Consider the following 10,505-nt stretch of genomic DNA (forward strand, 5'->3'; position numbering starts at 1 on the left):
TCCTGGCAAACGATTGGCGGACAGTCCGGGACACGCTGCCGTCCGCATCGACCGCTACGGTCTGAACGAGTGCTTCCGGCATGAGGAGAGTTATGACGCGCACCATCGGCCTGCTGCTGTTCCCCGGAGTCGAAGAGCTCGACGCGGTCGGCCCGTGGGAGGTGCTCGCCTTCTGGACCCAGTACTACCCCGACGACGGCTACGCGGCGTTCACGTTCTCGATGGACGGCGGACCGGTCAAGTGTGCGAAAGGCCTGACGATCGAGGCGGAGTACTCGTTCAAGACCGCACCGCGCCGGGACGTGCTGATCTTCCCCGGCGGCATGGGCACCCGGCCGATGATCGACGACGAGGCAATGCTCACCTGGACCCGGGCCCAACGCGAAACGACACCGCTGATCACCAGCGTGTGCACCGGTTCGCTGGTCCTCGCATCGGCCGGTCTGCTGGCCGGTCGACCGGCCACCACCCACTGGAGGTCACTCGATCGGCTCGCCGAACTGGATCCCACCATCGAGGTACGCGCCGAGGAGCGATACGTCGACGACGGCGACATCATCACCTCCTCAGGTGTCTCCGCCGGCATCGACATGGCACTGCACCTGGTGCGACGGTTGGCGAGCGCCGAGCGCGCCAAGGAGGTGCGCCGCCTCATCCAATACGACCCGATGCCGCCGGTCTGATCCGCTGCGCGGGAAGGAAATTCGCTCGCTTCGGCACTGTCATCCGGGTCATGCTTGGACGGAAATGAATAGAGATAGACAACCAAGACTCGGCGTAGATTTCGGCCGCGTCATCCAGGGGGCGGCCCTGCGGGCCGGTGCCGCGGACACGGTATTCCTCGCAGGCGGACTCGACGAGGCCTTGCGAACTCCGCCCAGCCCCAACGCTTTCGACGTCCTGCCCCGGCTGGTCCAGCTGTTCGAGGGCCGGGCGTGGGTGATCTCCAAGTGCGGGGAGCGGATCGAACAGCGCACCCGGCAATGGCTCGACCATCACGACTTCTACGACCGCACCGGGATCGCGCGGGACAACCTGCGCTTCTGCCGCGAGCGCGCGGACAAGGCGGGCCGCTGTGCCGACCTCGGCATCACACACATGATCGACGACCGGATCGACGTGCACCACGCGCTGCGCGACCTGGTGCCGCACCGCTACCTGTTCGGCGTCCAATCGGAGCCGGTGCCCGACTGGGTGCGGCACGTGCTCACGTGGCGCGATGTGGAGACCGCGATCACAGACACGCTGGTCGGCTGACCATCGCGCTCGTTCGTGGTGAGAACTTCAACCGTTTGGCTGTATCCTGCACAAGGATGCTTTCGCATCCGATCAACGTTTCACCGATGGTGCAGGCGAGTCAGGTCTGCGGCAGCGACGAGAAGGAGGTGGGGTTGCCATGCGCAGCGAACCTCCCAGTCGAAGGCCGCGCGGCGTCGCCCCTTCGCACTCCTGAGTAGTCAGCGACGGATGGGGCCGGCGCCCGCGGTGTGAATTTTCGCGCTCCCATTCACTCACGCGTATTTGCTGAGGACATCCCATGTCGCAGATCATCGAAGTACGTCCGACGCTGTCCGAATCCCTGCAGGACATCGACGACAGCCACCGCGTCGACGCCGCGCTCGCCTGGCTCGACAACCACCCGCCACATGTCATCGCCGACCAGCTCGCCCGGATGGACGCCGTCCAGGCCGGGATGGCGTTCCGGCTGCTCGACAAGGACCTGGCGCTGGCGGTCTTCGAAGAACTCGAACCGGTCGACCAGCAGCAGATCCTGCAGGGCCTGCGGGACCAGAGCTTCCGCGACCTGATCGAGGGCATGGCGCCCGACGACCGGGCCCGGATGTTGCGTGAGGCGCCCGCGAAGGTCGCCAAGAAGGTGCTGGCCGGGCTGAGCCCGCGCGAACGGCGGATGACCGCCGCGCTGCTCGGCTACCCGGAGGGTTCGGCGGGCCAGTACATGACCCCCGAGGTCGTCGCGCTGCCGCAGAACCTGACCGTCGCCGAGGCGCTGGCCATGGTGCGGGCCAAGGGCGCCAACGCCGAAACCGTCTACACGCTGCCCGTTGTCGACGCGGGCCGACGGCTGACCGGCATCGTCGAACTGCGCGAGCTGGTGCTCAGCAAGCCGGACACGATGATCGCCGAGCTGGTCGTCACCGAACCGGTCTGCGCCCGCGCCACCGACTCCGCCGAGAAGGCGGCCCGGCTGATGCGCGAGACCAACGACCTCAACATGCCCGTGGTGGACAGCGAGAACCGGCTCGTCGGCCTGCTCACCATCGACGACGCGGTCGAGGTCATCGAGGCCGCGGACAGCGAGGACGTGGCCAGGCAGGCGGGCTCGGCGCCCTGGGAGGGCCACTACATGGCCGCCGGCGTGTTCCAGCTGGCGCGCTATCGCGCGATGTGGTTGCTGCTGTTGCTGTTCGCCGCGACCCTCACGGTCAGCGTCACCGACATGTTCGAAGGCACGCTGCAGCAGGCCGCGCATCTCGCGCTGTTCATTCCGCTGCTCATCGGTGCGGGCGGCAATGCGGGAGCGCAGGCCGCGACCTCCTGTGTGCGGGCGCTCGCCGTCGGCGAGGTCCGGGTGTCCGACCTGTTCAAGGTGATCTGGCGCGAATGCCGGGTCGGCCTGGTGCTCGGATCCATGCTCGCCGCAGCCGGATTGGTGATCGGCGGGCTGTTCGTCGGCCCGCGCGTCGCGGTGGTCGTCGGCATCACCCTGGTGCTGATCTGCGGCTGGGCCGCGACCATCGGCGGCACCATGCCGTTGCTCGCCAAGAAGCTGCGGATCGACCCCGCGGTGGTGTCCGCGCCCATGGTCACCACCCTTGTCGACGCCACCGGCCTGATCATCTACTTCACCACCGCCAAGGTGGTCCTCGGTATCTGAGCCGACGCCTACCGTTGCCGCGACCGTCCTGGTGGACGGTCGCGGCAGCGGCTTTTAGCCCAGCTTCAGGAGTCCGCATACATCCGTTCGGCTTGCTAACGTCGGGGCGATTCGCGAGGGACGATGGCGGGTTCGGTGGACGGCAGCGGTATGAGCGTGCGTCGGGTATCGACCAGGCCGGGCAGTGAAAAGGTGCCCGTGCGTTGATGTTTCAATTACTCGACTTTCCGACGACGGCCGCATGAGGGGCGCATGAGACAGATTTTGTACTCGGCGATGATCGCGCTGGCGGTCTCGATCACCTTGACACCCTTGCTGATCAAGGTGATGACCAGGAGAAAGGTCGGGCAGGAGATCCGGGCCGAAGGACCGGCCAGCCATCAGGCCAAGCGTGGCACGCCGACGATGGGTGGCATCGCGATCCTGATCGGTATGTGGGCGGGGTATCTCGGCGCGCATCTGCTCGGCATCCGGCACGATCCGCAGGGGTTGTCCGTGTCGGGGCTGCTGGTGCTCGGCTTGGCCACCGCGCTGGGTGTGGTGGGCTTCCTCGACGACTTCATCAAGATCCACAAGCGGCGCAATCTCGGGTTGACCGCGACCGGCAAGTACATCGGCCAGCTCGGCGCCGCGATCATATTCGGCGTGCTCGCGCTGCGGTTTCCGGACAGCACCGGGCTGACGCCGGGCAGTCGGCACATGTCCTATGTGCGAGACGTGGAGACCGTGTCGTTCGGGCTGATCGGCTTCCTGCTCGTGGTCAGTTTCCTGGTGGTGGCCTGGTCCAACGCGGTGAACATCACCGACGGCCTCGACGGTCTGGCCGCCGGATCGATGAGCTTCGCGCTCGGCGCCTACGTGATCATCACCTTCTGGCAGTACACCAACTCCTGCGCGGCCACCCCGAACGCGGGTTGCTACAACGTGCGCGACCCACTCGACCTCGCCGTGGTCTGTGCCGCCGGTGCGGGCGCCTGCATGGGATTCCTGTGGTGGAACGCGGCCCCGGCCAAAATATTCATGGGCGACACCGGTTCTCTCGCACTCGGCGGCCTGCTCGCGGGCCTGTCCGTCACCACCCGCACCGAGCTGCTCACCGCGGTAGTCGGCGCCCTCTTCTTCGCCGAAATCCTCTCGGTCCTGCTGCAGATCGTCGTCTTCCGCACCACCGGCAACCGACTGTTCAAACTTGCGCCCTTCCATCATCACTTCGAACTCAGCGAGTGGGCCGAAACCACCGTCATCATCCGCTTCTGGCTACTGGCAGGCATCGCGTCCGCAGTCGGCCTGATGCTCTTCTACGGCGAATACCTCGCCGCCATCGGTTGACCGAATGAGAACGCTCAGCATCGGGGGCCACCCTCGGGGGTGATTTCCGCACCCCGCAGCGGCTCGGCAACCGCCCAAGGGTGCCTTATGGAGTGGTTGCGTTTGCTCGAACATTGGTTCAGACAAGCAACGCAACAACTTCCACCAGAAAGATCAGTCCTTGACACACTTCATCAGCCGCGCAGCAGCAGGACTGCTCTTCGGAACCCTCACCGCCGTCAGCATCGGCGCAGTTCCCGCCACCGCCAACGCCGCACAGCCGGATGACGTCGTCACCATCCAGCAGGTATCCAGCGGCCGCTATCTCGACGCATGGGCCGACGGCACGCACGATTACAACGTCGTCACCCGGCCGAAGCAGGGCGACACCAGCCAGCAGTGGCGCATCCACTGGGATCAGAGCGGCACCGGGACCGGGACCGTGCAGCAAGTGAGCAGCCACCGCTACCTCGACGCCCACGAGATCGAGTCCCTCGACTACCACCTGGTCACCCGCCCCGCCCAGGACAACCCCACCCAGGTCTGGCACATCAACTCCATCGGCGCAGGCAAGTACACCTTCCAGCAAGCCTCCAACAACCGCTACATGGACGCCCACGAATACGCCGAAAAGGACTACGGCGTCGTCAGCCGTCCGGCGCAGAACAACCCGACCCAGCAGTTCGTGCTGGTAGTAGTCGGCCACTGACCTGCTCGAACGATCATGGGGCACTGGTGCCTGCATCGCAGATGCCGTGCGGCAAACGCACACATTCTGAAATCCGCTCTCTCGCATAGCAATTAAGTGTCGGTGACCAGGGATACGATCCGTTCGTATTTTTCGATGCAGTAGCGGACGAGGGGAGAGCTCGACCCATGAGCAGCAAGGAGTCTTTGGAAGCACGTGTTTCTCAGCTAGAACGGTGGCGGGATCAGCAAATTACGCGCGATACTGTCACAGTGACCGGATTCGAGGAGAAGTTCGACGCCGTCTACGTCGGCCTGCACGGTATTCAGGCCAGCATCGGCGTCCTGGACAGCCGAATTGATAGTTTGGACAGCCGTATCGGCGATTTGGACGGGCGCTCGGTTGCGTCCCGGTTGATTTCGATGAATATCGACATCGGCAATCTGATGTCTCGGCAGGAGTCGATGGAGGCTCGGATCGAGTCGATGGATGGCCGGATCGGGTCGATGGACGCCCGGATCGAGTCGATGGATAGCCGGATCGGGTCGATGGACGCCCGGATCGAGTCGATGGACGGCCAGATCGGGTCGTTGGGCGCCCAGGTCGGGTCGTTGGGTGGCCAGGTCGGGTCGTTGGGTGGCCAGGTCGGTTCGATGAACGGCCGCCTGGCAACAGTGGAGTCCGATGTCGGTGAGATCAAGTCCGATGTCGCGCAGATTCTGCGCATTTTGCGGAAGCCCAACGGAGACAAGTAGTTCGACGCAGAGCACGAGACCCCCACGGGAAGTGGGGGTCTCGTGTGTCGAGTCGATCTATGGGCGGCTGAAATTGCCGTGGACGATGCCGGCGGTGAAGGTGTCCCAGGCGTCCGGGGTGAAGACCAGGGCGGGGTGGGAGGGGTTCTTGGAGTCGCGGATACCGACTTGGCCGCTATCGAGATGTGCTACTTCCACACCGTTTGTCGTAGTAGCACTGTGCGTGCTGCTGAACCATCGTGCGTGAGTCAGATCGATTTTCACGCGCCGAACTCCTTTGCGATATCGAGGATGAGAGCTTCGCTATCTGCCGCACTCAATGCCAGGCGCTCGAGGTCTGTGTGCGCCGATCGATACATCGCAACCTCCTCGGGGTTCTCCAAATACAGATCGTCGGTGAAGCCTTGGACGTAGACCACCGGCGGCTCCGTCAGCTGCGCGACGGGGTGTGGCGGGAACTCGAGCAGGACGAAGGTGCCGAACGTCAGGGCCTGATAGGTGCCTGCCGAAGTCGGCACAACACGCACGGAAACATTCGGCCGCTGTGCGGTTTCGGCGAGATGCGTCAACTGGCCGACCATGACTCCCGCGTCGCCGGTCGAGCGGCGTAGCGCCGATTCGTCGATGAACGCATCCATTGTCAGGGGATCGGCGGCACTGAACAGTCGAGCCCGTCGCAGTGCCACGATATTGATCGCCGTCTCGACATTCGATTCCGGCCTGTTCGGCTTCTCGATCCACAGCATTGCGCGGCGGTACTCGTTGGTTTGCAACATTCCGGGCAGGAACGTTGTCTGATATGAAATGACCCGGTCGGCCGCGTCTTCCAGTCCGAGGAACAGCTCGAAGCTCTTGGGGATCGCCTCATCGAACGCAAGCCACCACCCTTTGTCCTTGGTCTCTTCGACGAGCGTGAGCAGCACCTGGGTCAGGTCGGCCGGTATCCCGTAGATCTCGCATAACCGCTTGACGAACAACGGGTTCAACCGGGTCGGGATTCCGTTCTCCATGCGCCAGAACGTTTGTTTGCTGACACCGATCTGATTCCGCGCGGCTTCCGAGCTCATACGCGCCGCCGCACGGGCATTGCGAAGCTCGCGGGCCAGTAGCCTGCGCGGAAGGGTCGAACCAGTCGTCATGGTGGCATCTCCGAAGGTTGCTGAAGAGGGTCTGTTGTGGAATTCATATGCGGCAGCAACTGTGGAACATTCCCGAAATGCTGGCGAGCTCAGTCCTGGAATGTTCCAAATGTTTGGCCGCAAAGTTGCACCGCTGGTCTGTCAGAAAGCCGACCCCGATCGGCTTCCGTGCTCATACAATCAGCTGACTGTAATGGAGGTGCACCGAATTGCCGAATTGCTCAGTGCCGCACGACAACAGGAACAATCCAGAACGGCAATTCCTTATCGGAAAGGCTCAATTAAAAAGTGTGCGAAGACATGAAATGCCAGCTGGATGCCGTGGCGAATCGGGAGTCCCACGTGGAGTTCGGACTATCGGTGCTCGCGGACCGAACGGGGCGGATCGAGGAGCGACTGCGATCGCTGGAGGTGGCCGTCGGTGCCATCCGCTTCGATGTGGGCGGTCTCGCAGCGGACAGTGCAGATGTGTTGTGCATTCTCCGGTGCATCCGTGGCTACCGGTTGTTCGGCGGGCAACACGGGGCGGACAGTGCGTGGCCCCGGCACTCGGAGGGGAGTGCCGGGGCCGAGTAGGGCGGATCGGTCAGGTCAGCCGTTGAGACCGAATCGCTCAGCGAAGCGCGACATTTGGTCGAATTGATCCTCGGGATCGATACTGCCGACAACGATTCGGGTAACGCCCTCTGCCGCAAGACCTTCGACACGTTCGACGGGCATATCGATCGATCCCCAGCGCGTGTACTCGAGCGCCGCCGGATCACGTCCCGCGGCAACGGCTTCCGACCTGGCAAGGTCCAGTTGGATGCCCCGCTCGGTGGGGCCGAGCATGCCGCCGGGGAAGTACCCGTCGCCCCGTCGCCCGGCCCGCCGGGCGGCGGCGCGACTGGAGCCGCCGACGTGGATCGGCAACTCGGACACGCCAACGGGTTTCGGGAAACTGACCAGCGAGTCGAAGGCGAAGAACTCGCCGTCGAAGCTGACCCCCGCCGCGCCGCCGGACCACAGCAGCCGCAGTACATCGATCGCCTCATCGGCCCGTCGGCCACGGGTGGCGAAGTCGACACCCGTCGCGGTGGCCTCACCGGGCAATGTCCCGAGCCCGACGGTCAACAACCGCATGCGTCCGCGAGACAGCCCATCGATGGTCGCGAGCCGCTTGGCCAGCACGACCGGGTGCCGATACGGCAGCAGCAGCACCCCCGTGCCGAGCAGGATCCGCTGGGTGGCCGCGGCGACGAAGCTCAGGCAGTCGAGCGGATCGGGATAGGGCAGTGTGGCGGGCATCTCGAAATTGCCGACCTTCGCTCCCGGATACAGCGCGATGTGATCCGGGAGATACAGCCCCTCGAATCCGCAGGCCTCCGCATGCTGGGCGAAGGCGATGATCCGATCGGGATCTGTGCCGTAAAACGGTGTGCTGTAACTGATCGCAAACTTCATCGAGCGTTCCTCGGGTGACGTGGCAGCGACGATCGCACAACCGGCCTATCGAAACCGGCTGTCGGACAGGTGATTACCCGAATTCGCAGGCAGGCTTCGCGGCCCCGGCGAGCCGGACTCGCAGTTCGGCCTGCAACGCGGTCAGCCGGGTGAGCGCGTCGTCCACCTCGTCGAGCTTGCGTCGCAGCACCGCCACCGAATCCGGGCAGCCGTCGCCGGAACTGTTGCCTGCCCGTAGGCAGCTGACGAACGGGCGGATGTCGTCGAGATCGAAACCGTCGTCGAGCAGCCGCCGGATCTTCCGGACGACCGGCAGCTCCGTCTCGTCGTAGACTCGATACCCGTTGGTGGAGCGCCGCGCCCGCACCAGCCCGTGCTGCTCGTAGTACCGCAGGGTGCGGGTACTCGTGCCGGCCTGTTGCGCCAGCTCACCGATCAGCATCCGACCTCCTCCGAGCGACCGTCAGGGCCACGCTAAACGTTGTCGCCGGTGTCAACGCAAGCGTCGCCGCACCTCATCCCCGGGACGCGAAACGGCGGCGGAATAATCCGCCGCCGTCGCAACCGGGAGTGTCGCTCAGAACTCCCAGTCTTCGTCTTCGGTGTTCACGGCCTTGCCGATCACATAGCTCGAACCCGATCCGGAGAAGAAGTCGTGGTTCTCGTCCGCGTTCGGCGAAAGCGCCGACAGGATGGCCGGATTCACCTCGGTCTCGTCCTTCGGGAACAGGCCCTCGTAGCCGAGGTTCATCAGCGCCTTGTTCGCGTTGTAGCGCAGGAACTTCTTGACGTCCTCGGTGAGGCCGACCTCGTCGTAGAGGTCCTGGGTGTACTCGACCTCGTTGTCGTACAGCTCGAACAGCAGCTCGAAGGTGTAGTTCTTCAGCTCGTCGCGCTCGGCCTGGCTGACCAGCTCCAGGCCCTTCTGGTACTTGTAGCCGATGTAGTAGCCGTGCACGGCCTCGTCGCGGATGATCAGCCGGATCAGGTCCGCGGTGTTGGTGAGCTTGGCCCGCGAGGACCAGTACATCGGCAGGTAGAAGCCGGAGTAGAAGAGGAAGCTCTCCAGCAGCGTCGAGGCCACCTTGCGCTTGAGCGGATCGTCGCCGTTGTAGTAGTCCAGCACGATCTCGGCTTTGCGCTGCAGGTTGCGGTTCTCCTCCGACCAGCGGAACGCGTCGTCGATCTCCCTGGTGGAGCACAGCGTGGAGAAGATCGAGCTGTAACTCTTGGCGTGCACCGACTCCATGAACGCGATGTTGGTGTACACCGCCTCCTCGTGCGGGGTGAGCGCGTCCGGGATCAGGCTCACCGCGCCGACGGTGCCCTGGATGGTGTCCAGCAGCGTGAGGCCGGTGAAGACCCGCATGGTGAGCTGCTTCTCGTCGGCGGTCAACGTGCCCCACGAGGGGATGTCGTTGGACACCGGAACCTTCTCGGGCAGCCAGAAGTTGCCGGTCAGCCGGTCCCAGACCTCGGCATCCTTTTCGTCGGGCACCCGATTCCAGTTGATGGCCGATACCCGATCGATCAGTTTCATCCTGCCTCCACACCTTTCCCGAGCCCGCTGCCGCGACGGATTATCTCCCACGGACACTACTCCTTGGGGGTGACAAGTCCGTGCAGCACAACACCTTGTGTCGCTGCGATGCGTGTCACCGAGGCGGGAAACGCCGGGAGCCATCGCGCGCGGCCCCCTATTCTGCGCCACGATCGCGCGAACAGCCACATCGGTGCTGGCGCGCCGCGTGAGATCGCCGATTGTTTGCCGACCTCCGCCGGTTTTGCCTGATCACCGGCTACGTTGGGCCGAAAGATGTCTCACGCGTTTCGGAAGGAGTGTGTGTTATGACCAGTCCCGGCCCCGTACGGACCGGCCCGGTGCTCAACGACATGACCATCTTCGCCGGCGTCCTTATCCTCATCACCGGCCTGCTGCACCTGCTGAGCGCCATCGCCGCCATCGCGGGTCGCGACATCTTCGTCGTCGCGAAGGATCAGGTCTTCCTGGTCGACGTCTCGGCCTGGGGCTGGATCCACCTGGCCATCGCCGCCCTGGTCCTGATCGCCGGCTTCGGCATCGTCACCGGAAAGACCTGGGGCTACCTGGCCGGCATCGTGATGGCTTCGATCAGCATCCTCGACAACTTCCTCTTCGCCCCCATCTACCCCTTCTGGGCCCTCGTCATCATCGCCATCGACATCCTGGTGATCTGGGCCCTGGCCCGCCAATTCTCCGTCCAGTAACCCGCCGAATCCCTCGGCCCCGGTGGGCG

Annotated in this window: 12 protein-coding genes; 7 read left to right on the forward strand and 5 right to left on the reverse strand. The window is 64.4% G+C overall.

Going from position 1 to position 10,505, the window contains the following annotated elements:
- The first annotated feature begins 92 nt into the window (after positions 1 to 92).
- The 6 genes from ABZ942_RS01405 (at position 93) to ABZ942_RS01430 (ending at position 5,647) form a co-directional block, all read left to right on the forward strand.
- Positions 93 to 683 carry a DJ-1/PfpI family protein gene (locus tag ABZ942_RS01405; RefSeq protein ID WP_357377884.1) on the forward strand — a complete coding sequence of 197 codons (591 nt, stop codon included), beginning with the start codon at positions 93 to 95 and terminating at the stop codon, positions 681 to 683.
- Positions 684 to 747: 64 nt separating this feature from the next.
- On the forward strand, positions 748 to 1,257 hold the full coding sequence (locus ABZ942_RS01410) for a hypothetical protein (RefSeq protein ID WP_357377886.1): 510 nt from the start codon (positions 748 to 750) through the stop codon (positions 1,255 to 1,257).
- A gap of 280 nt (positions 1,258 to 1,537) precedes the next feature.
- A complete protein-coding gene (gene mgtE / locus ABZ942_RS01415) occupies positions 1,538 to 2,896 on the forward strand; it encodes a magnesium transporter (RefSeq protein ID WP_357377888.1) in 1,359 nt (452 codons plus the stop codon).
- A 252-nt stretch (positions 2,897 to 3,148) separates the two neighbouring features.
- On the forward strand, positions 3,149 to 4,225 hold the full coding sequence (gene mraY / locus ABZ942_RS01420) for a phospho-N-acetylmuramoyl-pentapeptide-transferase (protein ID WP_357377890.1): 1,077 nt from the start codon (positions 3,149 to 3,151) through the stop codon (positions 4,223 to 4,225).
- Between the two features lie 160 nt (positions 4,226 to 4,385).
- Positions 4,386 to 4,913 (forward strand): RICIN domain-containing protein, encoded by a 528-nt coding sequence (locus ABZ942_RS01425; protein WP_357377892.1) that lies wholly within the window; start codon positions 4,386 to 4,388, stop codon positions 4,911 to 4,913.
- A gap of 251 nt (positions 4,914 to 5,164) precedes the next feature.
- Positions 5,165 to 5,647 carry a hypothetical protein gene (locus tag ABZ942_RS01430; RefSeq protein ID WP_357377894.1) on the forward strand — a complete coding sequence of 161 codons (483 nt, stop codon included), beginning with the start codon at positions 5,165 to 5,167 and terminating at the stop codon, positions 5,645 to 5,647.
- 57 nt (positions 5,648 to 5,704) lie between these two features.
- Here ABZ942_RS01430 and ABZ942_RS01435 read toward each other — a convergent pair whose 3' ends face one another.
- From ABZ942_RS01435 to nrdF, 5 genes are all read right to left on the reverse strand, one after another.
- A complete protein-coding gene (locus ABZ942_RS01435; protein WP_357377896.1) occupies positions 5,705 to 5,911 on the reverse strand; it encodes a DUF397 domain-containing protein in 207 nt (68 codons plus the stop codon).
- A complete protein-coding gene (locus ABZ942_RS01440; protein WP_357377898.1) occupies positions 5,908 to 6,786 on the reverse strand; it encodes a helix-turn-helix transcriptional regulator in 879 nt (292 codons plus the stop codon). The genes ABZ942_RS01435 and ABZ942_RS01440 overlap by 4 nt, the downstream gene beginning before the upstream one ends.
- Before the next feature lie 591 nt (positions 6,787 to 7,377).
- The gene (locus ABZ942_RS01445) at positions 7,378 to 8,229 is read right to left on the reverse strand and encodes a TIGR03619 family F420-dependent LLM class oxidoreductase (protein ID WP_357377900.1); all 852 of its coding nucleotides are present in this window, start codon (positions 8,227 to 8,229) and stop codon (positions 7,378 to 7,380) included.
- Positions 8,230 to 8,302: 73 nt separating this feature from the next.
- Complete coding sequence (locus ABZ942_RS01450) at positions 8,303 to 8,671, reverse strand: MerR family transcriptional regulator (RefSeq protein WP_357377901.1); 369 nt, start codon at positions 8,669 to 8,671, stop codon at positions 8,303 to 8,305.
- 135 nt (positions 8,672 to 8,806) lie between these two features.
- The gene (nrdF, locus tag ABZ942_RS01455; RefSeq protein WP_357377903.1) at positions 8,807 to 9,769 is read right to left on the reverse strand and encodes a class 1b ribonucleoside-diphosphate reductase subunit beta; all 963 of its coding nucleotides are present in this window, start codon (positions 9,767 to 9,769) and stop codon (positions 8,807 to 8,809) included.
- 308 nt (positions 9,770 to 10,077) lie between these two features.
- Here nrdF and ABZ942_RS01460 point away from each other — a divergent pair, with 308 nt between their 5' ends.
- Positions 10,078 to 10,476, forward strand: a complete 399-nt coding sequence (locus ABZ942_RS01460) for a hypothetical protein (RefSeq protein WP_357377905.1) — start codon at positions 10,078 to 10,080, stop codon at positions 10,474 to 10,476.
- Positions 10,477 to 10,505: the final 29 nt, after the last annotated feature.

The sequence above is a fragment of the Nocardia sp. NPDC046473 genome (genome assembly GCF_040645995.1).
Taxonomy (GTDB): Bacteria; Actinomycetota; Actinomycetes; order Mycobacteriales; family Mycobacteriaceae; genus Nocardia.

Excerpts from the sequence above, each read along its gene's own strand:
- ABZ942_RS01405 (WP_357377884.1), top strand. The coding sequence starts at position 93 with ATGACGCGCACCATCGGCCTGCTGCTGTTCCCCGGAGTCGAAGAGCTC.
- ABZ942_RS01410 (WP_357377886.1), top strand. The coding sequence starts at position 748 with ATGAATAGAGATAGACAACCAAGACTCGGCGTAGATTTCGGCCGCGTC.
- mgtE (WP_357377888.1), top strand. The coding sequence starts at position 1,538 with ATGTCGCAGATCATCGAAGTACGTCCGACGCTGTCCGAATCCCTGCAG.
- mraY (WP_357377890.1), top strand. The coding sequence starts at position 3,149 with ATGAGACAGATTTTGTACTCGGCGATGATCGCGCTGGCGGTCTCGATC.
- ABZ942_RS01440 (WP_357377898.1), bottom strand. The coding sequence starts at position 6,786 with ATGACGACTGGTTCGACCCTTCCGCGCAGGCTACTGGCCCGCGAGCTT.
- ABZ942_RS01445 (WP_357377900.1), bottom strand. The coding sequence starts at position 8,229 with ATGAAGTTTGCGATCAGTTACAGCACACCGTTTTACGGCACAGATCCC.
- ABZ942_RS01450 (WP_357377901.1), bottom strand. The coding sequence starts at position 8,671 with ATGCTGATCGGTGAGCTGGCGCAACAGGCCGGCACGAGTACCCGCACC.
- nrdF (WP_357377903.1), bottom strand. The coding sequence starts at position 9,769 with ATGAAACTGATCGATCGGGTATCGGCCATCAACTGGAATCGGGTGCCC.
- ABZ942_RS01460 (WP_357377905.1), top strand. The coding sequence starts at position 10,078 with ATGACCAGTCCCGGCCCCGTACGGACCGGCCCGGTGCTCAACGACATG.